This window comes from Pseudomonas macauensis, from assembly GCF_047902425.1.
GTDB lineage: Bacteria > Pseudomonadota > Gammaproteobacteria > Pseudomonadales > Pseudomonadaceae > Pseudomonas.
Window position 1 is genome coordinate 2,960,492 of the sequence record NZ_CP138377.1, and the last position, 25,481, is coordinate 2,985,972.

At 64.0% G+C, this 25,481-nt stretch carries 16 protein-coding genes; 9 read left to right on the forward strand and 7 right to left on the reverse strand.

All coding sequences use genetic code 11. The features are described from left to right. Nucleotides 1–417: 417 nt before the first annotated feature. From SD196_RS13800 to SD196_RS13825, 6 genes are all read right to left on the reverse strand, one after another. On the reverse strand, nucleotides 418–642 hold the full coding sequence (locus SD196_RS13800; RefSeq protein ID WP_275607092.1) for a hypothetical protein: 225 nt from the start codon (nucleotides 640–642) through the stop codon (nucleotides 418–420). A gap of 18 nt (nucleotides 643–660) precedes the next feature. Next, complete coding sequence (locus SD196_RS13805) at nucleotides 661–2,412, reverse strand: ShlB/FhaC/HecB family hemolysin secretion/activation protein (protein ID WP_416311681.1); 1,752 nt, start codon at nucleotides 2,410–2,412, stop codon at nucleotides 661–663. A gap of 2 nt (nucleotides 2,413–2,414) precedes the next feature. Next, nucleotides 2,415–8,291: an MBG domain-containing protein gene (locus SD196_RS13810; RefSeq protein WP_416311682.1), complete on the reverse strand. Its 5,877-nt coding sequence runs from the start codon at nucleotides 8,289–8,291 to the stop codon at nucleotides 2,415–2,417. Between the two features lie 108 nt (nucleotides 8,292–8,399). After that, the gene (locus SD196_RS13815; protein ID WP_416311683.1) at nucleotides 8,400–10,055 is read right to left on the reverse strand and encodes a LuxR C-terminal-related transcriptional regulator; all 1,656 of its coding nucleotides are present in this window, start codon (nucleotides 10,053–10,055) and stop codon (nucleotides 8,400–8,402) included. A gap of 110 nt (nucleotides 10,056–10,165) precedes the next feature. Then, nucleotides 10,166–11,194 (reverse strand): AraC family transcriptional regulator ligand-binding domain-containing protein, encoded by a 1,029-nt coding sequence (locus SD196_RS13820; protein ID WP_416311684.1) that lies wholly within the window; start codon nucleotides 11,192–11,194, stop codon nucleotides 10,166–10,168. 150 nt (nucleotides 11,195–11,344) lie between these two features. Next, the gene (locus SD196_RS13825; protein ID WP_275607087.1) at nucleotides 11,345–12,016 is read right to left on the reverse strand and encodes a DUF3313 domain-containing protein; all 672 of its coding nucleotides are present in this window, start codon (nucleotides 12,014–12,016) and stop codon (nucleotides 11,345–11,347) included. Between the two features lie 521 nt (nucleotides 12,017–12,537). Between SD196_RS13825 and SD196_RS13830 the strand changes: the two genes are divergently transcribed. From SD196_RS13830 to SD196_RS13870, 9 genes are all read left to right on the forward strand, one after another. Further along, nucleotides 12,538–13,518 (forward strand): AAA family ATPase, encoded by a 981-nt coding sequence (locus SD196_RS13830; RefSeq protein ID WP_275607086.1) that lies wholly within the window; start codon nucleotides 12,538–12,540, stop codon nucleotides 13,516–13,518. A 10-nt stretch (nucleotides 13,519–13,528) separates the two neighbouring features. Then, nucleotides 13,529–14,479: a DUF58 domain-containing protein gene (locus SD196_RS13835; RefSeq protein WP_416311685.1), complete on the forward strand. Its 951-nt coding sequence runs from the start codon at nucleotides 13,529–13,531 to the stop codon at nucleotides 14,477–14,479. Continuing rightward, nucleotides 14,476–14,982: a DUF4381 domain-containing protein gene (locus tag SD196_RS13840; RefSeq protein ID WP_275607084.1), complete on the forward strand. Its 507-nt coding sequence runs from the start codon at nucleotides 14,476–14,478 to the stop codon at nucleotides 14,980–14,982. Before SD196_RS13835 ends, SD196_RS13840 begins: the two co-directional genes overlap by 4 nt. Further along, nucleotides 14,969–15,973: a vWA domain-containing protein gene (locus SD196_RS13845; RefSeq protein ID WP_416311686.1), complete on the forward strand. Its 1,005-nt coding sequence runs from the start codon at nucleotides 14,969–14,971 to the stop codon at nucleotides 15,971–15,973. The genes SD196_RS13840 and SD196_RS13845 overlap by 14 nt, the downstream gene beginning before the upstream one ends. A 1-nt stretch (nucleotide 15,974) precedes the next feature. After that, the gene (locus SD196_RS13850) at nucleotides 15,975–17,561 is read left to right on the forward strand and encodes a VWA domain-containing protein (protein WP_331320180.1); all 1,587 of its coding nucleotides are present in this window, start codon (nucleotides 15,975–15,977) and stop codon (nucleotides 17,559–17,561) included. Continuing rightward, nucleotides 17,558–18,889, forward strand: a complete 1,332-nt coding sequence (locus SD196_RS13855; RefSeq protein ID WP_370599363.1) for a hypothetical protein — start codon at nucleotides 17,558–17,560, stop codon at nucleotides 18,887–18,889. Before SD196_RS13850 ends, SD196_RS13855 begins: the two co-directional genes overlap by 4 nt. A gap of 37 nt (nucleotides 18,890–18,926) precedes the next feature. After that, nucleotides 18,927–19,913 carry an HAD family hydrolase gene (locus SD196_RS13860; RefSeq protein ID WP_275607080.1) on the forward strand — a complete coding sequence of 329 codons (987 nt, stop codon included), beginning with the start codon at nucleotides 18,927–18,929 and terminating at the stop codon, nucleotides 19,911–19,913. A 111-nt stretch (nucleotides 19,914–20,024) separates the two neighbouring features. Next, a complete protein-coding gene (locus tag SD196_RS13865) occupies nucleotides 20,025–21,596 on the forward strand; it encodes an arylsulfatase (RefSeq protein WP_275607079.1) in 1,572 nt (523 codons plus the stop codon). A 124-nt stretch (nucleotides 21,597–21,720) separates the two neighbouring features. Beyond that, a complete protein-coding gene (locus SD196_RS13870) occupies nucleotides 21,721–24,231 on the forward strand; it encodes a fused MFS/spermidine synthase (RefSeq protein WP_416311687.1) in 2,511 nt (836 codons plus the stop codon). 89 nt (nucleotides 24,232–24,320) lie between these two features. Here SD196_RS13870 and SD196_RS13875 read toward each other — a convergent pair whose 3' ends face one another. Further along, a complete protein-coding gene (locus SD196_RS13875) occupies nucleotides 24,321–25,451 on the reverse strand; it encodes an AI-2E family transporter (RefSeq protein WP_370599362.1) in 1,131 nt (376 codons plus the stop codon). Between the last annotated feature and the right edge of the window lie 30 nt (nucleotides 25,452–25,481).

Consider the following 25,481-nt stretch of genomic DNA (forward strand, 5'->3'; position numbering starts at 1 on the left):
CATCCTCTGCTGTTGACTCTGGCTGATGGCTCCCCGCATCCGGATGGGTGGGAGGCTCTGCCTCGCAGGTCTTGCAGGGCAATGAGCCAGTATGGGGCGGGTACCAGTGTTGGACGACAGCCTAGAAGCTGAGAGATGAGATGCAAATCGATTCGGCCGGCGGTGCACATTTTGCGACAGTCATTGGTGTTCAGAGAGAACTTTTGTGGCATTGCAGGATCGTGCGATTTCCATGAAAAACGCTGCTGTTTATGGTGAATTCTTCTCAATTCCCGAAAATCGGTTGTCGTGAAAAGAAACAAGTTCTGAAACGTCCCGGGATGAGTGGCGCAGGCAGGAGCTCCTGGCTCTTTCCCGCAAGCGGAACGGTGAGCCGGGAGAAGCGGGGCTCGCCGGTGTCACCGTCCCGTTGCACGGCTAGGCCCGGCGGATCAGCAGAAGTTCGCGCTGGGCGATGGATTGATACAGGGCCTCCAGCGCCCGGGCGTCATCATCCATGTGCTGCACGATGTCCAGGATGCGGGCGGCGAGGGCGGGTGGCGGACGGTAGCGGCGCTGCAGCTCCAGCAACAGTTCGGCCGCGATGTCGTTGTTGAAGGAGGCGCTACGGATGGTACGGGGCGGGTCGAATGGCGGTTTCATGGCATTGTCCTCCCGTCCCTAGAACAGCTTCAGGAAGTTGATGTAGAAGCGCGGCGCCTTGCCGTTGTCATGGTCGATCTCCTTGGCAGACACCGAGCGGGTCAGCGGGAAGGCGACCTCCGGCGAGACGTAGGTATCCGGGTAGACGTTGTAGTGGGCGCCGACCCCGGTGGAGGACAGGCTTTCGCTGCTGACCCAGGTGGGGTCCTTGCTCCAGACCTTACCGAAGTCCCAGAAGGTGTAGTACTGGGTCGGGACCGCGTAGTTCTTCAGGGTGTGGATGCGGTTGTACTGCAGCTCGGTCTTGAGCGCGAAGCCGCTGTCACCAGTGATCTCGGACGGGTCGTAGCCACGGCCGAACTCGCTGCCGCCGACGCCGAATTGCTCGGGCGAGAGCAGCCGCTGACCGAAGGCGGTCTGCGCGGTGCCGGCGATGTACAGGTTCAGGCCATCCATGAGCATCGACAGGTCCTGCAGGCGCTGGGCGTCGACCTGGAGCTTGCTGAAGTCGGTTTCGCCACCCTCGCGGGACGGGTTCGCGCGCCCCTCGTTGCTGGCGCCCATGATCGCCAGCCCCTTGCTCAGCTCGGCCTTGACCAGGTTCTTTCCGCCGAAGGCATCGAACCAGTCGTAGCTTGCGCCGAGGCGGACCGCACGGATGCGGTCTTCGCTGGAGGGCGGCAGGCTCTTGTCGTCCAGGTACTCGGAAGTGCCGTTGTAGTAGGTGAAGGCCGCAGAGGTCTTGAAGGTCTCGTCGCGCTGACGGATCCAGGGTCGAGTGATACGCACCGCGAAGGTATCGCCGGAGCTGTTCGCGTTGAGGAACGAGTAGGTGTCGGCATGGCCATCGTTGTGCTGGGCCAGGAAGCTCACCACGTCCCCTTTGCTACCCACCGGCAACTCGTACTGACCCTCGAAGAAGGTCATCTTGTCGCCTTCAATCGATTTGCCGGCGCGGATACCCAGGTGGTCGCCACGCCCTGAGAGGTCGTTGACCCCGACCCCACCGTAGACCTGCCAGGGCCCAAAGTAGCGACTATCTCTGTTGTCGAAGCCGAAAAAGCCTTCGTACTTACGGAGGGCGTTTTCGACAGCGAGGTCGGTGCCGTTCTCTACAGGAGATGCCTGAAGCATCCCACGACTATCGTTACCCGAGACGTCGTTCATGAGCAGTAGGTTGCGCTCGATGGTCTTGCTCGTAGGGGGTGTCTCTTTGCGGATGTTGTCGGCGTAACGCTCCAAAGCTTTGTTTGTCGGGCCAGTGAAGGTCACATCGTTCACATTGCCCTCAAAGACCTGAATGGTGAGGACGCCGCCCTCCAGGCGCTGCTGTGGGATGTAGGCCTTGGCAAGCAGGAAACCAGCCTTGCGATAGCGGTGCGTGATCGTGTCGACCACAGCATGGATCTCCTGCAGGTTGACCTGGTTTCCTTCCAAGCGTTTGGCCACCGAGTCAAAGGTGCCGACGGGATAGCTGTTCGCACCTACGATGTTCACCTTGGTTACCAGGAATCGGGTCATGTGGCCGGGTAGGGCGGTCATCTCCTGCGGGGCCTCTTCAATTTCAGGAGTGATGACGGTTTCAGGCAGTTCCAGCGTGCCGGGCATCTGCGTAGCAGAAGAGCGGTTGCCAGTCCTGTCCGGAACCTCTACCCGGCCGGGGTTGAGCTGCCCCAACGGGGCAGCGATTGCGTTGGTTCCACTGATGAGCAGCAGTCCTGAAAGCACTGCCACAGCCAGCCTACTCAAGTTCGACGGATGCGTTTTCATGGCTATTTCCCTCCCTTGGCCGGAGCCTTGAGGTCATGCGGGATCACGCTCCGGTTCCAATCGGGGACGATGAACTTGCCATCCTTGAAGTGACTGTTGGCGTAGCTCAGCACGTCCTGGATGTTCGGCACGGTGCTGGTTTTTTCGCCGTAGGAGCGAGGTTTACAGATCAATTGCACGGCGTAGGTGCGAATCACGGCCGGCGAGACCGAGTAATTGGCTGAGACAGCAGATGGCGATTCGACGGCGATACAGCGCGCGTTACCTGGGGACTGCGAGGTGACCGGCAACAGCGGCACGCCGGGCTGCTCAGGAGGAATTGGCGCCAGCTGGCCGGTGATGGTCATCGCACCGTCTTTGAAGGTCACGGTGTAGTTGGTGCCGGCGCTGAAGCTGCCTTCCTGACCAATGCGATACTGGCCAGCTTCTTCACCAGGTTCTCGCGACAGCTGTCCTTGCACGAGGCTTGTCGACTCGCCGCGCTTCATGCCTGAGACGCTGTAGGTCAGTGCAGGATCGCTTTCGCCCTGGCGCTTGGTCTTGTTGTCTGCCGTCACTTGCAGCGGGGCGGGCGTGACCTGCAGATTGCCGTCCTTGAACACCATGGTGTAGTTGCTGCTGGTGAGACGGACATTGCCCTGGGTGATGGCGTAACCCTCAGGCGTGACGTTTTCTCCAGAGATGCGCGCCAGGCTGCCAGTGGTGACCGAGGCGGCGCTGTCGCCGTTCTTCAGGCCGGCGACGCTGTAGGTGAGCGTCGGGTCGAGGTCGCCGTAGACCTTGGTCTTGTGGTCGGCGGTGACGGTCAGCTCGGCCGGGGTGATCGCCAGCTTGCCCTCGTTGAAGGTCAGGATGTAGTTGCCGTTTGAGCCCAGCGAGCCTTGGCCGATGCCGTAGCTGCCGACGTTCTCGCCGGCTGCGCGGCCTGCACTTCCGCTGATCACGGAAGCCGCACTGTCGCCGTTCTTCAACCCGCTCACGCGGTAGGTCAGGGACGGATCGATTTCGCCGTAGACCTTGGAGTGGTCGTCGAAATCGATCTGCAGGGTGGCAGGCGTGATGGTGAAGGTGCCGTCCACATACTGCAGAAGGTAGTTCTGACTCGTGCTCTTCAGGTCGCCCTGGCCGATGGCGTAGCCTCCGGCCTTCACATCCTCGCCGGCCTGGCGAGCGATGTTACCGCTGAGCACTGAAGATTGCTGGTCGCCACCCTTCAGCCCGCTGACCTGATAGCTGAGCGCAGGATCGATCTCGCCATAGACCTTGGTCTTGTCGTCTGCGCGCACCATGAGGGTGGCGGGGGTAATGGTGAAGGTGCCGCCCTGGTAGTTGAGGATGTAGTTCTGTGAAGCTTTGCCAGTCAGTCCCAGATCACCCTGGTTGATGGCATAGCCCCCATCTTTCACATCCTCACCGGCCTGGCGTGCCAGTTGGCCTGCCAGCGCCTGGGTTGCTGTGTCCGCTCCTTTAAGGCCACTGACCTGATAGCTCAACGATGGGTCGAGATCGCCATAGACCTTGCCCGTGTTATCCGCAGTTACCGTGAGGCTGGCGGGGGTAATGGTCAGCTTGCCGTCCTCGAACTCCAGAACGTAGTTCTTGCCCTGGGTATTGTTCAGGCCAAGCTCGCCCTGGTGGATTGTGTAGCCACCCGCACGGACGTCCTCGCCGGCTTCCCGACCGAGCGCGCCTTTCAGCACGTCGGCTGCTGTATCGCCGTTTTTCAGCCCTGAGACGATCTGGGTCAGCGCAGGGTCGGCATCGCCATAGACCTTGGATTTGTCCTCAGCCTTGACCTTCAGGGTGGCCGGGGTGATGGCGAGTTTTCCGTCAACGAAGGTCAGCACATAGTTGCTGTTTTCACTGAGCCCCAGCTCTCCCTGGCGAATGGCGTAGTCACCCACGTTCTGACCGGGGTCGCGGCCGAGCCCCTTGCCATCGAGCACGTCGCTCTGTTTGTCGCCATTTTTCAGGCCCGAGACCTTATAGCTCAGTTCAGGATCGAGTTCGCCATACACCTTTGTCTTGTCATCGGCGGACACTGTCAGTGTCGCGGGCGTGATTTTGAAATCGTTGCCCGTGAAGCTCAGGACATAGTTCTGGCCTTTCCCAGACGTCAGATCGAGATCTCCCTGACGGATGCCATAGGTGCCAACATTCTGGCCCTGGTCGCGCGCCAGCCCACCGCCGAGAACGTCGGCCTGGGTATCCCCATTCTTCAGACCGCTGACGATGTAGGTGAGGGCTGGGTCGAGATCGCCGTACACCTTGGTCTTTCCATCGGCCTGGACTGTCAGCGTGGCGGGGGTAATGTAGAAATCTCCGTCCACGTAGCGCAGCACATAGTTCTGACCGGCTGCTGCGTTCAGATCCAAGGTGCCTTGGTGAATGCCATATCGACCGACGTCAGTGCCGGCATCCCTTTGCAGGGTGCCGCCGTTCAGCACACTCGACTGGGTGTCGTCGCGCTTGAGCCCAGTCACCTCGAAGGTAAGTGCCGGGTCAGAATCACCGTACTCCTTGGACTGCTTATTGGCCGTGACAGTCAGCTCGGCCGGCGTGATGCTGAAGATCCCGTCGTGGAATCGCAGGATGTAGTTGCTGCTGAGTAGTGCCAGGTCGCCTTGGGTGATCCCGTAGGTACTCACGTTCTCGCCGGCATCGCGTTTGAGTCCACCACCGCCGACAACGTCAGTCTGCTTATCACCGTTCTTCAGACCGGTGACCTGGTAGGTGAGCGACGGATCGGCATCGCCGTAGACTTTGCTCTGGTTATCCGCCTGGACATCCAGTGTCGCGGGGGTGATCTGCAACTGCCCGTCGACGAACCGCAGCCTGTAGTTGCCACCCAGGCCATTGTTCAGATCCAGCTGCCCTTGGTCGATGCCGTAGCGGCCAACATTCTCGCCAGCCTGGCGGGAAAGGGCTCCGCCGTTGAGCAGGTCGTCCGAGGTATGGCCGAGTTTGGCGCCGGAGAGTTCATAGTCCAGCTTCGGATCGGCATCGCCGTAGATCTTGCTCTTGTCCTTGGCGGTCACGGTGAGTTCAGCCGGGTTGACGATCAGCTGTCCCGCCTGGACAGAGGTCTGGTAGCGGTTACCAACGAAGCCGTCTGCCAGCACCTTGCCTTCGACTTGATACTGGCCAACATCGGAATGTTCGTTGGCAGCAGTGCTCGTTTCGACCTTGGTGTCAAAACGGTTCTGGTTGAGCTGACGATCTACGAAGTCGTCCACACCCTTCACCGCTTTGCTGTTTTCGGATGCGCCGGCAGTCAGTCCCACGGAGGCCTGAAACTCAGGGTTGGCGTCCCCATACTCCCGTTGGACGTCATGCACTTTTCCTTCAAGTTGAGCGGTTTGATTTTTTAGCGTGACCCCGCCGACCTTGCTGGTGTCTTGCCCACTCAGGAAAGTCACAATGGCTTGGTCATAAGGGTTGCCGTTGGAAAGCCCTGCGAGATCAGCGGTGACTGATTTTGTTGAACTACCGAGGTCAACGAGTAACTTGTCCGATGTGCCGCTTGCATAGTTACGGTTGATGCCGTCGGGGTTGACTGGATTGTTGATGTCTCCAGCACCATTTTGAACGCCAATGCCATTGTTTGTGTACGATACCTGGCCTTGATTAGTCCCAAAACTAAATCCTGGCGGTAGCACGCCGTTGGTATTCACGCCATTTCGAGTAACGGTTACACCGCCGCTCGTTGCGCTTATGACCCAGGTGACGGGATTTACACCTGGCTCGACGAAGGTGAGCGAGGTGATGTAATAGAAAGAGTCTTTGGCTACTTCATTACCTTTGTTATTAACAACAGCGCCCGCCTCGAAGACAAGGTATTGGAATTCAGAGCCATCGGCAGGAGCCAGAGGATGAACTTCTTGGTTGTGCTCTCTGAAAACAGTTTCACCCACTTTTTTGATAGTGGTAGAGCCAACCCCCGTCATGCTCTCGCCACTGACTCCTGGGTTCTCAACTGTTCCAGTATTTACCTGTGAGGCAGAAGAGGTTTGGTTGTAAATGAATTTGCCGTTGCTAGCTTTCCCGGCTAACGTACCGGCATGATTCAGTGAACTGTCAAGCAGAACACTGGCACCTTCAGCGGCAATCTTTTTGCCTATGAGCGCCGTTCCGTCATCCTGGATAATTGAGCCACTATTAGATGTCTTGATCCAAATGGTTCCGCTGCCAACGTCGATGATTGCGCGCCCCATATATCCCGCATCACCAGCTGCTTGCCCCGTAGTGTTTTTGAGCATGACATCGCCAGTTGCCAGAATGACGAGATGTCCGTCTTTCAGGAGAATGGGTGCATTGATGTAAATCGAGCCGCTGTCGTTACGTTTGGCATCATTGAATGGATTATTGGTGTCAACATAATCAGTCAATGGTTTAACTGTGCCGTTTGCTTGTAGCTTTAGTACATGGAAGCCAGCATCTTGGGCGACTATCGCAGAATTGACGTTGATCCGATTATTCGCGCTGATGGTTATGTTTTGGTTTTTCAGGGAATTAACAATAGCGGCTGCAGAAACTGTATCGCTGCCAGGGGCGCCACCATCTGCTTCAATATTGACCGTTTCCGGATCGAGCAGCCATGTGCCCGATTGTTGGCCGCCTGAAGCGTTGACCTCTGCTTCTGGCGATATTGTCAGCTGTTTGCCAGATGTCTCGACCTCGCCGCCTTTTTGGGCGCCCTGGGCACTGGCTGTCCCGCCGAAATGGGTCTTGCCGTCGCTCCAGACGACCACCTGGCCGCCATCGGTTTTGCCGTCCGCTTTGAGCTGAGCGCCTTTGGCAACGGTTGTGTTCTTGGCCGCTTGCTCGGGCCCTTTGCCCTGGAAGCTTCCGCCTACCAGCACCTTGCCGCCGCTGCCCTGGGTGCCGCTGGCATCAATTTTCGCGGTGCCGGCAACGTTCACTTCATCACCCAGCACCTTGATCTGGCCGCCATTCACGCCTTTAGCGCTGAGGTTGCCCGTGATGTTGGTCTGAGCGGAGCTGCCCAGCACGATGGTGCCGCCATCATTGGTGACCGAGTCGGCCACGACGTTGCCGCCGATGTTGATCACCGAGTCCAGGTGTTTGGCCGCGCGGGCGGCGCTCATGGCCACGGTGCCGTTGCCGACGTCGATCTCGCCGCTGTTGTGCACGCCACCGGTAACGTCCGAATTGACGCTGCCTTTCTCGCCAGGCTCGCCGCTCACGGCAATGTTCAACAGGCCGTCACCGTGGAAGTCCAGGGTGGCCTGCGGCCCGGTTGCCAGCTGCACCATGCCCTTGCGTGCCTGGATGATCCCGGCGTTGTTCACCTGGGCGCCAAGCAGGGCCACCATGCCATTGTCGTGCACCGTGATGCGGCCCTGGTTGGTGACGTTGCCGGTGAGGGCGATGTCCAGCTTGCCGGTCTGCGCGAACTGTTTGGCCTGCTCCTCGGTCAGGAAGCCGGCGCTGGCGACTAGCGCGCTTGAAGAGATATGCGCCTTGGGCCCGACCATGATGCCATTGGGGTTGACGAGGATCAGCTGGCCGTTGGAGGTGACCGCCCCGTAAATCTTCGACGGGTCGCTGCCGATGACGCGATTGAGGGTGACCGATTTGCCGTCTGGCTGGTTGAAGGTGATCTTATGATCCTCACCGACGTTGAAACGTTGCCAGTTGATCGCAGTGCGGGCCGTGGACGTATTGACGTCCATGCTGTTGCCCTGCTGGGTGATGGTCGCCTGGCCGCCGATGACCTGGCCTCCTTGCGGCAGGTTGTCGGCGAGTACATAGGTCACCGGGAAGCTGGCCCCGGCCGAAGCCAGGGCGACAGCGATGCAGAGTGTGGTGAGCGGTGAACAAGGGTGTCCTTTTCCCGCCTTCGATTGAGTGCTCATCGAATTCTCCTGAGTGCGTTAGCTAGGAGAAATGATTCGCCTCGGGCCGAAGCCGGGTAAGCGTGCGTTCAGGCAATGCCTTGTAGTGCGATTCCTATCCTGGGGGCTTCATGCGATGGGGACGTTCATCACGACGACTGCCTCGAAGACCTGCGCATCGTCCCTGGTGACCCGCAGGCTGCCGTGCAGCAGATCGCTCAGCTCATCGGCCAGGGCGAGGTAGATGATCGGCGCGTCGCGCTTGCCGTCCGCTGCGATGTCACCTTTGAGCTGCAGAGTCCACTCCACCTGTCCGGCCTCCTGTTCGAGGGACTCGAGTCGGATCGCAGCGCCCACAGCCCCCACATGCCGCATGTGCAGGAGCAGGGCCTTGAGCAGAGAACCGTAGCGAACCGCGTCGATCCACCCACGGGGACGGGAGGGCGCTTTGGCGAGAGTCCAGGGGGGAACCATTTCGCCATCCAGGCCCTGGAGGTGACGCTGGGTCAGTTCGTTCAGGTCCTCGGGGAAGGGGGCCAACGGCATCTCGCGCTGTTCCAGGCGGATCAGCTCGGAGACGATCGCCACGGCCTCCAGGATGCGCTCCAGGAGCGTGTCGATCTCGTCGCGGCCGTGCTCCCGGCGGATTCTTCGCACGCTGGCGATGTTGCCGGCGATTTCCTCGCCCTGCTGCAGCAGGTAGTGGCCGCGGCGTTTCTGGATCGACGAGACATAGGTCAGCTGGTCGCGCAGGGACTGGACCTGCTGGGTCTCCTCGTCCAGGTCCACGGAGGAACACAGCATACCCAGCAGCTCGCCGTTTTCGTCCAGTACCGGATAGCCACTGTGCCTGAAGACCCGTCGTTGGCCGCGTACATAAACAACGGCCACCATCATGTAGGGGATGCGCTTTTCAACGGCGGCTTCGAAGGTCTTGCGCGCGTATGCCAGGTGCTCCTCATCAATGATGCCCAAATCGCGCTGCCGGGCGTCCAGCACCTGGTCCAGAGTCAGATCGAGACTCTGCAGGAAGGCCTGGTTCGCCGCGAGAATCCGGGTATCTGGCGCGCGCAGGCAGATGGGAAAGGGAATCTGGTTGAGCAGGTCATTGAAGGGGGCGGCGAGCTTGCCGGCGGCGGCGACCTGTTTCGGCAGGCCCGGGCGCTCCTCGAGCAAGCCGCGTTGCGCGGCGACCTGCAGCAGTTCGACCAGCGAGCGGGTGCCGGTCTTTTCCAGCAGGCGGGTCTTGTAGGTGCTGACGGTGCGGTCGCTGATCGCCAGCTCACCGGCGATCTGCTTCACCCGGTAGCCTTCGGCGAGGTAGTGCAGCACGGTCACCTCCCGCGCCGTCAACTGTTCCCCGGCGCCCTCGGCTGCGCTTGCGCCAGTTTCGAGGTGAATGGCCTTGGCCTGGAAATAGGTGCGCCCGGACAGCACCTTGGCTACCGCATCGAGGAAGGATTCGAGCGAGTCGTCCTTGGGCACGAAGCCCGCCGCCCCGGCCGCCAGGCAGAGGTGCTCGTACACATCGGCGGGCAGCGAGGTCAGCACCAGCACGCGGGTGGCGGTCTTCCTGGCGACGATCCGCTTGATGACATCGAGGCCGCCCAGCTTGGGGATGTCGAGTTCCAGCACGACCAGGTCGGGTGCACGGGTGCGGAATTCGGTGAGTCCGTCGAGGCCGTTCCGGGCGACGCCGATTACGTCGTGGCCGGCGTTGCGCAGGGCGGTCTCGGCGCCCAGGGCGCTCAGCGGCTGCTGATCGATGAGGAGTATGTTGGCCATGCTTCGATCCGTGAGTCTGACGGCAACCGGGCTTGATGATAGACGCTGTATGACACGGATCGTTGAGTCACGGCTGCTCGCTCAGGCGATGCTGCCACCTATGGCGCCGATCAGTCGTTCGCCGACTCGAGCCTATGCAGCGGGCACTTGCCATGCAGGCGACGGTGCTCCAGCGGTGACATGCCAAACCAGCGCAGGTGCGCACGGCAGAACGACGCCGTACGGTTGTAGCCCAGCTCGCTGGCGATCTGGCCCACTGTCAGGTTGGTGTGGCGCAGCAACTGCTCGGCCTGCTGGCGGCGGATCTGCTCGACGTGGCCCTCGAAGTCGACGCCTTCGCTGGCCAGGCGCCGCTGCAGGGTGCGTGGGTTCAGGCCCAGGTTGCGGGCGACCTGCTGGAGATTGCAGCGGCTCCTGGGCAGCAGCATCTGGATATGGCGCTCCATCTTGCTGCGCAGGTTTTCGTCCTCGCTGCTCTGGGCCTCTAGGTAGAAGCGCACGATGGCGTGCAGCACCGCGTCGTGCTGGATGCACGGGCGTTGCAGCGACACCGGCGAAAGGGCCAGGGCGTTGTGGGCCTGGCCGAACAGGACCGGGCAGCCAAAGTAGCGCCGATAAACCGCGATATCGGCCTGGGGCTGATGACGCAGCAGCACCGAACGCGGGCGGAAGGCCGCGCCCATCAGTTCGGAGATCAGCAGTTTGCCTTGCAGTACCGACTTCTCGACGATCTGCGGGATGTCCTCGTTGCAGGGCAGGGTGTTCTCGAAATACAGCATCGCGCTGCCGGGTCGACGCTCCAGGCGGAACTGGATCGACGGGCTGTACAGGTGCATGTAGCGCAGCACTGCAACCAGTCCATCGCCCACAGTGGGCGCCGAGCGTGCCAGGTGCTGCAGCGGGCCGAGCAGTGAGGAGCCCTGGCGGGCCGCCAGCTCAAGCCCGAGCTCCGGCATGTTGATGGCGTGGGCGCTGCCCTCGAAAATCTGCACCAGGCTCTTGTAGGAAAACTTCTTCTCGAAATCGCCGACCACGTCGAGGTTGACGCGGTGGGGGGTAAGGTGGTCGCGCAGTGATGCGCCCTGCTCGGAGAGCAGTTCGCCAAACTGGAGAAAAGCGGTGCCGCGGATACTGTCCATGTGATCACACTGATTCGAATTACGGTCGAGCGGGGCGCTGCAAGCCCTGGTACCTGCCAGGAGCTCGGCTACGGAGTAGGAAAAGTATTACGGGCTGACACAAAAGCGCAAACGAGGCCCGGACGCGCGGTCGCGTCCGGGCCGGTCGGCTTACTTGTTCTTGAGGGTCTGGTAGGACTTGAGCATATCCGAGGCCCAGCCATCGAGCACGGCGCGCGCGTCCTTGGCCTGCATGACCTGGGACGAGTTCTCCAGCTCGGTGCCGGCACCCTTGCGCACGACCTCGGCCACCACCTTGTTGCTGCCGCCGTCGAGGAAGGCGGCTTCGGTGGCAATGCTGGTGTCCTGGTCGCGAATGCCGGTGGCGGTGCTGATGCCGGCCGCGATCAGGGCGATCGGGATCACTTCGTAGGGTTGCAGGCCCTTGGTCGAGGCGCTGACGGCGGTGATCGCCGGGCGCACCACCAGCACGCCCGGGCCGGGGCCGGTGGCCAGCGGCAGAGCCTTGGAGAATTGGGTCTTCAGCGCCTGGTCATAGTATTGGGTGATGCCCGTCAGGGTGCTCGCCGGGATCTTCTCGGTGGGCTGTGGCTGCGGGTAGAGCTGGCTGGGTTCGATATAGACGCTGGAGAAGCGCTTCACGTCCACGTTCGGATCGATCCAGCGCATGACCGCTGCGCCGGAGGGCGATTTTTCTTCCTTGAGAATGCTGTAGTTCTTCAGGAACCCGGAATATTGCTCAGGCTCCACGTACTTGCTCGCACAACCTGACAGCGCAAGGGACGCGCCGCACAGCGTGGCCAGCAGAAACTTCGACTTCATCGTAATGCTCCTTAACGGTCATGGGATCAGGCAAGGGAGGTGATAGCAGTTTGCTTGTCATGAATATGTTGCGGCTGGTCTCAGAATCACCACGTTGCACCGTCGCCCAGTGCCTGCAGCGCGCCGTTCTCGTAGCCCCCGATGACGCAGTGCCGGTATGCGAGTCGGATCGCTCGCCTTCAGATCGCCCAGCCACAGGAGAGTGTAGGCGGCGCGTGCAGGCAGTCCATCGTCAGAATGGCAAATACTTTCAGCGACAGAACGGCGCCCCGACAGATACTCCTGATCGTTGACGTCTTCATTACATCCTTAAGAGGCTCCTGCGGCCTGTCAGCCTCTCAAGGAGAACCGGGCCGCGATTTACGCCAATTGATCTATTCATTTCGCGACACGTTGCAGGAAGACTCCAGGCTTTGCCTGCCGGCTGAACAGGCTATGCTAACGCGTCACTTGGGGGCGTCGGAGCGCGCCACAGCGGCCGCACAACCGACTCGAACGAACGCAGAACAAGGAAGAACAAGGTGAACACTCGCGAGCAGATCGCCAACCTGGAAGCCAGCATCGGATCGCAGGTACTGGGCCAGCAGCAGGGCATTCGACATATCCTGCTGGGTTTGCTGGCCAACGGCCATGTGCTGTTGGAGAGCCTCCCGGGGCTGGCGAAAACCCGCACGGTCAAGGCGCTTTCCACGCACCTGGATGCGCAGATGAGCCGTATCCAGTTCACGCCGGACCTGTTGCCTTCCGACATCACCGGCGGGGAGATCCTCCAGCAGACCGAGTCAGGCAACCAGCTCAAGTTCCAGCCCGGCCCGCTGTTCGGCAACGTTATCCTCGCCGACGAGATCAACCGCGCGCCGGCCAAGGTCCAGGCCGCACTGCTGGAGGCCATGGAGGAGCGGCAGATCACCGTGGCAGGGCAGACCCACGTCATGCCAGGGCTGTTCATGGTGCTGGCCACACAGAACCCCATCGAGCAGGAAGGCACCTATCCGCTGCCCGAGGCGCAGATGGACCGTTTCCTGATGAAGTTGCTCATCGACTATCCCAAGGTCGAGGACGAGACCCAGGTATTGCGCCTGGTGCGCGAAGAGGAGCAGCGCCAGCAGAGCGGCGGGGTGCCGCAACGGCCCGAGCAACTGCCGCAGGAAGTGATCTTCGCCGCGCGCCGCGAAGTGGGCCGGGTGCATGTGTCCGAGCCGCTGGACCGCTACCTGATGGATCTGATCAACGCCACGCGCCGGCCCGCCGACTACGACGCGGACCTGGCGCGCTGGATCAGGGTTGGCGCCAGCCCTCGCGGCGGCATCAGCCTGGACCGGGTGGCGCGCGCCCACGCCTGGCTCGACGGCAACGACTATGCCTCGCCCGACGACGTTCGCGCCGTGCTGCATCCGGTGCTGCGTCACCGCCTGCTGCTGTCCTATGACGCGGTGGCCGATGGCGTGAGCGCCGACCAGGTGCTGGATCGCCTGCTCGATAAAGTGGCGGTTCCGGCGTAAGGACGCGGCCATGCAGGAGCAACGCCCCGACGCCGACGGATTCGTCTACGCCTCGCTGCCGCAGTTGATGCTGCTGGAACACCGGGTGCGCGACCTGAGTTTCCTCTCGCGGCAACCGCTGTCCAGCGTGCTGTCCGGCAACCACGCCGCGCGCCTGCGGGGCCGTGGCCTGAGCTTCGACGAGCTGCGCCAGTACAACCCCGGCGACGACCTGCGCCACCTGGACTGGCGCGCCTCGCTGCGCTACGGCAAACCCTTCGTACGCAGCTATACCGAAGAACGCGACCGGCCGACCCTGCTGCTGGTCGACCAGCGCATGAGCATGTATTTCGGCTCCCAGCGCAACTTCAAGTCGGTGACGGCCGCCGAGCTGGGCGCCATCGGCGCCTGGATGGCGTTCCACGCCGGGGACCGGGTGGGCGGCATCGTCTTCGATGACCATCACGTCGAACACGTACGACCGCTGCGCAGCCGGGCGCGGGTCGAGGCGCTGTGCTCGTCCATCGTCCGCTACAACCACGCGCTGCGGGCCACGCGCACCGAAGACGCATCGCCCGGCCAACTGGACCGGGTACTGCGCGAATGCCTGGGCATCGCCGGGCACGACCACCTGATCGTGATCGTCAGCGACTTCGCCGGGGTTTCCGAGCAGACCCTGCAGCTGCTGCGCCAGCTCAGTCGTCACAACGACGTGCTGGCCCTGCAGGTGTTCGACCCCATCGCACTGAAGATCCCCGATCGCGGACGGGTGACGGTGACCCAGGGTGAGCTGCAGGTCGAGCTGGAAGTGGAGCGGCGCCAGGTGCACCGCCCCTTGGGCGAATTCCTCTCCGGTCGCCTGAAGGGCGTGGCCACCCTGCTGCGGCGCAGCCAGGTGCCGCTGATGATGTTCAGCACCGGGCGTGACAGCCTCGACCAGCTGCGCGCCGAGCTGGGCCGCCTGACCGGGGGGCTGCGATGAGCACGGCGAACGTCCCCAGCATCGATCAACTGCGCGAGCTGGCGCTTCCGGTACCGCCAGCCAGCTACTGGCCGCAGACCTGGGGCTGGCTGGTGCTGGCGCTCATTCTGCTGGCGCTGCTGCTGGCCGGGTGCGTCTGGCGTTATCTGCGCTGGCGGCGCGATCGCTACCGGCGCGAGGCACTGGCGCGGCTCGACGAGCTGGCGCAGGCGCTGAACGACCCGCAGGGCCGTCTGGGCGCGCTGCGCGAGCTGCCGCAACTGGTGAAGCGCGTAGCCCTGTCGATGCCGGCGGGGGAAGCGGCTGCGCGTCTGGGGGGAAGCCAGTGGCAGGTATTCCTTGAGCGCCATGGCACGGCGCCAGTGCCGGCGGATTTCGCCCAGCGCCTGGCGCTGCTGGCCTACGCCCCGGCGGAGCGCATTGCGGCGCTGGCGGATCACGAAGTGCACGCGCTGCTCAGCGTGAGCCGGCAATGGATCGAGGCTCACCGTGTGGCAGTTTGACTATCCCTGGCTGTTGTTCCTGCTGCCGCTGCCCTGGCTGGCGTACCGCTATCTGGGGCGCTATGCCGAGGCCCGCAGCGCGCTACGCGTACCGTTCTTCGCGGCCATGAGCCAGGCCGCCGGGCAGGTACCGGGCAGCGCCAGTGCCAGCGGGGGGCGCTGGCAGCTGCCGCTGAACCTGCTGGTGTGGGCGCTGGTCCTCGCCGCGTGTGCGCGGCCGGTACTGGTGGAAAAGCCCATCGAGCACGAGCAGCCGATCCGCGACCTGATGCTGGCCATCGACATCTCGCAGTCCATGCAGACCACGGACTACAGCGCGCCGGACGGTACCCGGGTGGATCGCCTGACGGCCGTGAAGGACGTGGTCCGCGACTTCATCGCCAAGCGCAAGGACGACCGCATCGGCCTGATCGTCTTCGGCACTGCGGCCTACCCGCAGGCGCCGCTGACCCTGGACCACGGCAGCCTGGGCATCCTGCTCGACGAAGTCGGCATCGGCATGGCCGGGCCGAACACCGCCCTGGGCGATGCCATCGGCCTGACGGTGAAGCTGCTCGACAACGCCCAGGAACAGGAGAAGGTGCTGATACTGCTCACCGACGGCAACGACACCGGCAGCGCCATCACCCCGGACCACGCCGCCGCTATCGCCCGCGACCATGGCGTCGTGGTGCACACCATCGGTATCGGCGACCCCGAGGCCACCGGCGACGCCAAGGTCGACCTGAAAACCCTGCAGGACATCGCCACCACCACCGGTGGACGGTTCTTCCGCGCCGGCGACCGCGATGCCCTGGAACAGGTCTACACGACTCTCGACCAGATCACCCCGCACCGCGTGAAAACCCTGAGTCACCAGCCCAAGCGAGACCTGTTCTGGCTGCCTTTGGGGGCGGCGTTGCTCGCGCTGTCGCTGGCCCACGGTGTGGCGGCCCTGGCCTCGCGAGTCAGCGCGCCGCGCCGGCGGCGAGCCAGGGTAGAGGAGGGCTGAGATGGACATCGACCTGAGCGCCTTCCACTTCCTGCGTCCGTTGTGGCTGCTGGTGCTGATCCCCGGCGTGCTCCTGCCGCTGCTGTGGGCGCGTCGCCATGACCTGGTACGCCGGCTCGATGGCGTTATCGCGCCGCATCTGCTGAAGCACCTGGTCATCACCCCGCGCGACAACCAGCGCCTGCGCCCGGTGCATCTCCTGGCCGCGCTGCTGGTGTTGGGCGGCGTGGCGGCCGCCGGCCCGACCTGGGAGCAAGACCGCCCGGACTTCCTCGACAACCGCGCGCCGCTGATTCTTGCCGTGGACCTGTCCGCCTCGATGGACGCCGACGACGTGCCGCCCTCGCGCCTGGCAGCCGCCAAGCACAAGCTGCACGACCTCATCCAGCGCCGCGCGGGCAGTCGCGTCGCGCTGCTCGCCTATGCAGGCAGCGCCCATCTGGTGCTGCCGGCCACCGACGATCCGGCGTTGCTCGACAGCTTCCTGCAAGCCCTGTCGACCCGCCTGATCGAGCGCAGCGGCAAGGACGCACTGGGCGCCATCCGCCTCGCCAAGCGCCTGCTGGCGGCCGAACAGTCCCCGGGCACCCTGGTGCTGGTCACCGACGGCGCCGATGCCAGCCAGTTCGATGCGATCGGCCAGGAGCTGCAGGGCAGCGACCTGCAGGTGCTGGTGCTGGCGGTTGGTAGCCAGGATGGCGGCCTGTTGCCTGGTGCCAATGGCCAATCGCGGCTCGATGACCAGGGCCGGCCGCAACTCGGCCGCTTCGACGCGGAGGGTCTCAAGGGTCTGGCCGATGCGGCGAATGCGCCCCTGGGCAGCCTGACCTTGAATGACGACGTGCTGGACTGGATCGAGCTGCACGCTCAGCAACACTTCCAGGCGGTGCGCGGTGACGATCAGACGGTGCACTGGAAAGACGCCGGCTACTGGCTGTGCTGGCCGCTGTTATTGCTGGCGTTGTTCAGCGTGCGCCGTGGCTGGCGGGTGCACTGGCTGAGCGGCGTGCTGCTGGCCCTGGGCCTGGGCTTGCCGCCGCAGCCTGCACACGCAGGCGCCCTGGCGGATGCTTTCTTCACCCCGGATCAGCAGGGCCGCTGGGCCTTCGAGCACGGGCACTATCCGCAGGCGGCCGAGCATTTCGACGACGCCTACTGGAAGGGGCTGGCCGCCTACCGCGCCGCCGAATTCGACGTTGCGCTGGCCAGTTTCGCCCGCCTGGACAGTGCGCCGGGGTATTTCTACCTGGGCAATACCTATGTGCGCCTGTCGAAGTTCGAGCAGGCCATTGCGGCCTATCAGCAGGCGCTACGGGTACAGGCGGACTTCCCCGAAGCCCAGGCCAACCTTGCCCTGGCCCAGGCGCTGCTGAAGGACCGCGACGACCAGCAGGAGGCCGGGCCGCCGGACGAGAAGGCCGACAAGATCGAGTTCGACAACAAGACCGGCAAGGGCAAAACGGTGCAAATGAAGAGTCAGCAGGCCAGCTCGGACCAGCTGTGGCTGAACAACCTGACGACGTCGCCGGAGCAGTTCCTGCGGCGCAAGTTCCAATTGCAGGATGCCGCCAGGGAGACCGCGCCATGAGGCTGCTCGCCGTCCTGCTGATGCTGCTGGTGCCGCTTTGGGGCCTGGCCGCGGAATCCGAAAACACCGCCGGACCGGACGTCAGGGTACGCAGCCAACTGCTGCCAGCGGACTCGGCCCTGGTCGGCGGCACCGTCAGCCTGCAGGTCGATCTGCTGGTGGACACCTGGTTCAGCGCTGCGCCCCGCTTGCCCAAGCTGAACCTGGACGGTGCGGTGGTCTCCGACCCCGGCGGCGAAGCCGTTCACCTGAACGAGGAGATCGACGGCAAGCCGTTCTTCGGCCTGCGCTTCACCTACCAGATCACCCCGCAACAGGCAGGCTCCTTCGTGATACCTGCGCTGGACATCCAGGTCACGCCCGGCCAGGGCAACGGCCCGGTCACCGTGCACAGCGCTGAACAGCGCTTCGTCGCCCGGCAGCCGGCGGGCGCAGGGGAGGGCGTACAGCGGCTGGTGGCGCGGCAGGTCACCCTGACCCAGACGCTCAAACGCTCCCATGAGCCGCTGCGGGTCGGCGACAGCATCGAGCGACGCCTGCACGTCGAGGCCGTGGGCGCGCAAGCGATGCTGATTCCACCGCCCGGTTTCGCCGAGATCAGCGGCTTGCAGCGCTACGTCCAGCCGCCCAGCGTTCGGCCCCTGAGCGACGGTCGTGGCGGTGTCAACGGCGGCATGCGTGACGATGCGGTGAGCTATGTGGTCAAGGAGGCGGGCAAGTACCAGCTGCCAGCCATCGAGTTGCACTGGTGGGACGCCGCCAGCGGCGAGGCTCGTACGGTTTCGGTGCCGGCGCTGGAGATCGAGGCGGCGGCCGCCGCTGGCTACCAGGCGCCGTTCTCGATCACCGAGGACCTGCGCGAACTGGGCCGCAAGACGCAGGTGCGCATCGCCGGGCACTGGCTGTTCCTGCTCGGCGCCTTGCTGTTCGTGGGCGGGGCGGGCTACGCCTGGCGCACATGGGGAGGCGCGCTGATTGGCACATGGAGGCGCTGGCGTCAGGTGCGCCGCCAGGCCTGGCTGGAGTCTCCGGAATACGCCTGGCAGCAGGTTCGCAGCCAACTCGAAGGCACGCCGACCGAGCTGGGCGCGCTTTACCTGTGGATTCGTCGGACCAGCGGTTGTCGTGAAATGAGTAAACACATGTGCGATCTGTCCGACGCTGTGCGCAAACCTTTGCTAGGTTTTCTCAGGACTCGCTACGGGCGCGGTCGCAGCGAGGGCGCCCCGGCCGAGCTGATCGACGCTCTGCCGAAGCTGCGGCAGGCCACTGCCCAGCACTCCAACATCTCCTCGGGGAAACACGGCCTGAAGCCGCTGAACCCGTGAGCCATTGAACCGGGCCGGTACCCATCAAGGACGTTACATGCACCGTCACGCTGCTTCACGCTGGTTGTTCACCCTCCTGCTGGCCTTGCCGCTGCTGAGCCAGGCCGCCGACCTGGCATCCTGGAACGACGGCAAGTCGCGCCAGGCCATCGAGGGCTTCGTCGAGGCGGTGACCCGCGAGGGCGGCCCGGATTACGTACCGCCGGCCGAACGCATCGCGGTGTTCGACAACGACGGCACCCTGTGGAGCGAACAACCGATGTATTTCCAGGTGCTGTTCGCCCTGGAAGAGGTCAAGCGGCAGGCGCCGCAGCATCCGGAATGGAAGACCCAGCAGCCGTTCAAGGCCGTGCTGGAGAACGATCAGAAGGCGCTCGCCGAAAGCGGCATGAAGGGCATCCTGGAAATCGTCGCCGTTACCCACGCGGGCATGAGCACCGACGAGTTCATCGGCAATGCCCGCCGCTGGTTCGCCAGCGCCAAGCATCCCCGCAGCCACAAGCCCTACACCGAAATGGTGTTCCAGCCGATGCTGGAGCTGCTCGACTACCTGCGTGCCAATGGCTTCAAGACCTACATCGTCTCCGGTGGCGAAGTCGCGTTCATGCGTGCCTTCGCCGAGGAGGTCTATGGCATTCCGCCCGAACAGGTGATCGGCACCACGCTGGGCGGCCGCTTCGAGGACCACAACGGGCAGTTGTCGATCCAGCGCCTGCCCAAGCTGGTCCATAACGATGACGGTCCGGGCAAGCCGGAAAGCATCGACAGCATCATCGGCCGCCGGCCGATCCTGGCCTTCGGCAACTCCGACGGCGACCTGCAGATGCTGCAGTGGACCATGGCGGGCAAGGGCAAGCGCCTGGCCGCGCTGGTCCACCACACCGACGCCCAGCGTGAATGGGCCTATGACCGGCAAAGCAAGGTCGGTCGCCTGGACAAGGCGCTCGATGAGGCGAAGAGCAAGGGCTGGGTGGTCGTGGACATGGCCACGGAATGGAAGCGCGTCTATCCGTTCGACCAGTAACAGGGCAAATGCCAGGACACCGCAGGGGTACGGGGGATTCCAGCCGAGCTGTTGGCGTCTCCCTGCGCGCAGTCGCGGATACGACTCAGTAAGAGAAATGGAGAAACATCAATGAAGCGCACGGGAAAATGGATATCGCGGTTCGCCCTCGCGGCGACGGCGATAGTGGGGTGCTCCGTAGCCCAGGCGGCCGACAAGCCGAACATCCTGGTGATCTTCGGTGACGATATCGGCCAGACCAACATCAGTGCCTACTCGTTCGGCGTGGTTGGCTACCAGACGCCGAACATCGACCGCATCGCCAAGGAAGGCATGATGTTCACCGACTACTACGCGGAGAACAGCTGCACCGCCGGGCGATCCACCTTCATCACCGGCCAGGCGATCCTGCGTACCGGCCTGTCGAAGGTCGGCATGCCAGGCGTTCCGGTCGGCCTGCAGGCGCGCGACGTGACCATTGCCCAGGCGCTCAAGGCCCACGGCTATGCCACCGGCCAGTTCGGCAAGAACCACCTGGGTGACCGTGACGAGTACCTGCCGACCAACCACGGTTTCGACGAGTTCTTCGGCAACCTCTACCACCTCAACGCCGAGGAAGAGCCGGAACGCCCGTACTGGCCGAAGGATGACCAGGCCTTCGTCAAGGCCGCCTCGCCGCGCGGCGTGATCCATTCCTTCGCCGACGGCAAGATCGAGGACACCGGCCCGCTGAACAAGAAGCGGATGGAAACCATCGATGACGACACCACCCAGGCCGCCATCAACTTCATGGACAAACAGGTGAAGGCCGACAAGCCGTTCTTCGTCTGGATGAACACCACGCGCATGCACGCCTTCACCCACGTGCGCGAGTCCATGCAGGGCCAGAGCGGCATGCCGGGCAACGATTACGCCGACGGCATGCTGGAGCACGACGGCGACGTCGGCAAGCTGCTCAAGGCGGTGGACGACCTGAAGATCGCCGACAATACCATTGTCGTCTACACCACCGACAACGGCCCGAACCAGTGGTCCTGGCCGGATGCGGCAACCACTCCGTTCCGCAACGAGAAGAACTCCAACTGGGAAGGCGCCTACCGGGTGCCGGCGATGATCCGCTGGCCGAACCACATCAAGCCGGGCTCCGTTTCCACCCAGATGTTCTCCGGCCTGGACTGGTTCCCGACCCTGCTGGCGGCCGTGGGTGATACCGACATCAAGGAACGCCTGCTCAAGGGTGCGGATATTGGCGGCAAGAACTTCAAGGTGCACCTGGACGGCTACAACCAGCTGGACTACCTGACCGGCAAGTCCAACGAGAGTGCACGCAAGGAGTTCTATTACTTCAACGACGAGGCAGAGTTGGTAGGCATGCGCTTCAACGACTGGAAGATTGTCTGGTGCGAACAGCGCGCACCGGGTGGTCTGCAGGTCTGGAGCGAGCCGTTCACCTGCCTGCGCGTGCCTAAGCTGTTCAACCTGCGCATGGACCCGTATGAGCGGGCGGATGTGGTCTCCGACCAGTACTACGACTGGCTGACCAAGAACGACTACCTGCTCTTCCAGGGCACTCGCAAGGCTGCGGCCTTCCTGCAGACCTTTGTCGACTATCCGCCGAGCCAGCGTCCGGCGAGCTTCAGCATCGATCAGATCCGCAAGGATGTGGATGCGAAGATCGAAGCGAAAATGAAACAAGCCAAGTAACCTGTTGTGCGTAGTGGACGCCTGCGCAGGCGTCCGAATCAGGCCCGCGACGGACTTGTCCGTCGCGGGCTTTCCTCTGTCTGACAAGGCGTACCCGATGTCCTCAGCCGCCGACTCCTCTCGCATGAGTTCTTCGCGCAGCGCAGAACGCACCACTCGCCAGGAAAAACAGGCGCGTTTGCTGATCCCCGCGCTGTTGCTGTTCGTGTCCGGAGGCGCCGCACTCGTCTACCAGGTGCTGTGGGTCAAGCAGCTGTCGCTGGTGGTCGGGGTCGAGGTCTTCGCCGTGACCACGGCGATCAGTGCATTCTTCGCCGGCCTCGCCCTGGGTGGCCTGGCCTTCGGACGCTGGGCCGATCGCCTGCGGCGTCCGGTTCTCCTGTATGCGGGCCTTGAATTGCTGGTGGCGATTCTCGGCGTCGGCGCCACGCTGGCCCTCTCGGCGTCGGCAGAACCCTTCGCGCGGCTGGAGGACAGCGTCGGCCTGCTGGCCTGGCTGCTGCCGTTCCTGCTGGTTGGCGTACCGGCCTTCTTCATGGGCGGCACGCTGCCGGTGCTGATGCGCGCCGTGCAACCTGACACCCAGCAGATGGGCCGTGCCGGCGGCGGGCTGTACGCCGCCAACACCACGGGCGCCATCGCGGGAACCCTGCTGGCAGCTTTTCTGCTGCTGCCGGCGCTCGGCGTAATCGGCAGCGCCTGTGCTGCTGCCGTCCTCAACCTGGTGGCCGCGGTGGGTGCGCTGATCGCCCAGCGCGGTGCCGTCGAGACTGTGGCCGAGCCCACCGCAGCGACCGGGAAGCGCAGCCCGGCGGCGCGCCTGGCAACCGCGTTGTACTGCCTCGCCGGCGGTGTCGCCCTGGGCTACGAAGTGGTGTGGACGCAGTCCATCGTGCAATTCATGAGCACCCGCGCCTTCGCCTTCGCGGTGGTGCTGGCCACCTATCTGCTCGGCCTGGTGCTGGGTAGCGCGTTGTATGCCCGCCGAGCGGACCGCCTGCGCGACCCTTGGGGTGTGTTCGCGGTGCTGATCGCGGCGGCCGGCCTGCTCGCCATCCTGCAGATCGCCGGCCTCGGCCAGTGGCTGGTGGCGGCGCAGAGCGGCGTCGAAATGATGGTGCTGAGCCTGGGCGGCAGCGAGCTGGCGGGGATGTCCGCGCGCTTCGCGGTGGCCGCGCTGTGCGTGGTGTTCCTGCCGACCACTCTGCTGGGCGCGGCATTTCCCCTGGCGCTGCGCCTGTCGGTGGACTCCGGGCATGTCGGCCGCGATGTCGGGCTGGTGGTGGCGCTGAACACCCTGGGCGGCATCCTCGGCGTGGTGCTGACCGGCTTCGTGCTGGTGCCGGCGGTGGGCCTGGTGCGTACCCTGGCGCTGCTCGCCATCCTGGCCGCCGTCATCGGCCTGCTGGCTGTCTGGCGCGGCGTCGGCGTGGGCAGGGGCGGGCGCATTGCGGTCTTGGCGATTGCCGTCGCGACCCTGGCGACCGCAGTGCTGACGCCGCCACGCCACCTGGCCGAACTGATGCCGGCGGCGCGCAACGGGCAGATCACCTTCTACCAGGAAGGCCGTGGCGGCACCGTCGCCGTGGTGGAGCAGGGCAAGGGTGACCGGCGCTTCAACCGCCTGTACATCCAGGGTGTGTCCAATACCGGTGACGCCATGCCGTCGCTGCGCTACATGCGCCTGCAGGCATTGCTGCCGCTGCTGATCCACCGGGGCGAGCCGCGTTCCTCGCTGGTGATCGGTTTCGGCACTGGCATAACCGCCGGCGCCATGCTGCGCTACCGCGACCTGGAGCATCCGGTGGTGGCCGAGTTGCTGCCCGAAGTGCTGGCCGCCGCGCCGAATTTCCAGGGCACCTTCGGCGCGATCAAGGACCCACGCCTGGAGATTCGCCTGCGTGACGGCCGCCGCGAGTTGCTGCGCAGCGACGAACGCTACGACATGATCACCCTGGAACCGCCGCCGCCTTCGGCCGCCGGCGTGGTCAACCTGTACTCGCGGGACTTCTACCAGCTGGCCGCCCGCCGCCTGCAGGAGAATGGCGTGGTCGCCCAGTGGCTGCCGCTGCCGACGCAGAACGACGAAGACAGCCGTTCGCTGGTGCGCAGCTTCATCGACGTATTCCCCTATGCGTCACTGTGGACCACCGAGTTCCACGAGATGCTGCTGGTGGGCTCGCTGCAACCGCTGCAGCTCGATGTCCCGCGCATCCGCCAGCGCTTCGAGCAACCCGAGATCGCGGCGGCCCTGGGCGCAGTGGGGGTCGATTCGCCGCAAGCCCTCCTGGCCACCTGGATCACCGATCGCAACGGCCTTGAGCGCTATGCCGGCGACGCCCCGGCAGTGACCGACGACCAGCCACGCATCGAATACGCCCCCTGGGTGCGCTCGCGGGAAATCACCCGCGTACTGCCGACACTGCTCGCCCTGCGCTCGGCGCCGCCCCTGGAAAACGCCGAACCCTCGTTCCGTGGCGCGGTGGATAATGAATGGCAGAGCCTGCGCCGCTTCTACGGCCTGAGCCTGCACGCCTACCGTGGCGAGCGCGAGGCCTGGGCGCGGGACGTCCGGCAGATCGCCCGGGAGGAGGGGGATAACCCGTACTATCGCTGGTTCCTCGGCGGGCCCTGAAGCAAGCAGGCCCCTGGGCGTTGCTTGATGCCCAGGGGCCTTGGTTGCCAGTAGAGAGACGATTTACCGGCCGTCAGGCTCCAAGGCGCTCAATGAGCGCTGTCACCCTGTTCGGCTTTATCGTCGTCGGGCTCCGCTACCGGCGGACTCACCACGAGCTGGTCCACCCAGGAGTTGAACAGCTCATAGCCAACGGCGAGCACTACGGGCCCGATGAACAGGCCGATGATGCCGTTGCTGATCATTCCGCCCAGCGCGCCGATCAGTACCACCGGCATCGGCACGGCAACGCCGCGTCCCAGCATCAGGGGTTTGAGCACGTTGTCCGACAGGCCGGCGGCGAGGGTCCAGATGGCGAAGATGATGGTGGTGGCGCCGACGCCATCCTGGCTGAAGACGTAGAGCACCACCGGCAGGGTGACCAGCAGAACCGGCAGCTGCATGATGCCCAGCAGCAACACGAACAGAGCGATCAGGCCCGCACCGGGTACACCCATCAGCACCAGTGCCACGCCTATCAGCAGCATCTGGATAAAGGCGATACCCACTACGCCCTGGGCTACCGCACGGATGGTGGCCGCGCACAGTGTGGCCAGTTCCTGACCCCGTTCCGGACTGAAAATACGCTGGGCAATGGCCGTGGCACGGTGGGCGCCGCGTTGGCCGTTGGCCATGATCACGCCGGCGATGATGAGGGCCGCGACGAACACCAGAACCCCGGTGCCGACTCCGGCCAGTTTCACCAGCAGCGCCTTGCTGAGGTCCTTCAGGTGCGGCGCTACCTGCTGCAAGGCCCAGCTCAGGTCGCCGGAGGCGTGGTTCCAGATGCGGAACAACGGCTCGCCTATCACGGGCCACTCCTGCACCGACGGGGTGGGCGGGGGAATTTCCAGCTTCCAGTCCTGGGCTGAGTGCAGGGCCACTTGCACGGAGCTGGCGATGGATTCGCCGAGGAAGGCCAGCGGGGCGATCAGGCACAGCAGGGCGAGCAGCACCAGCAGTGTGGCGGCCTTGCCGGGGGAGATGCCGATGCCGTTGGCGATACGGGTATTCAGCGGATACAGGGTGACCGCCAGGATCACCGCCCACAGCATGACGCCGAGGAAGGGGCGGAAGATCTCGTAGCAGAAGATCACCAGGCCGGCGATCAGGCCCGCCCGGATCAGCACGTCCAGGTAATCGCGGGCGCTGCTGATCTCGAGGAATTTACGGCTGCTCATCGTGGGGGCTCCTTTTGCCTGGGGGCGACG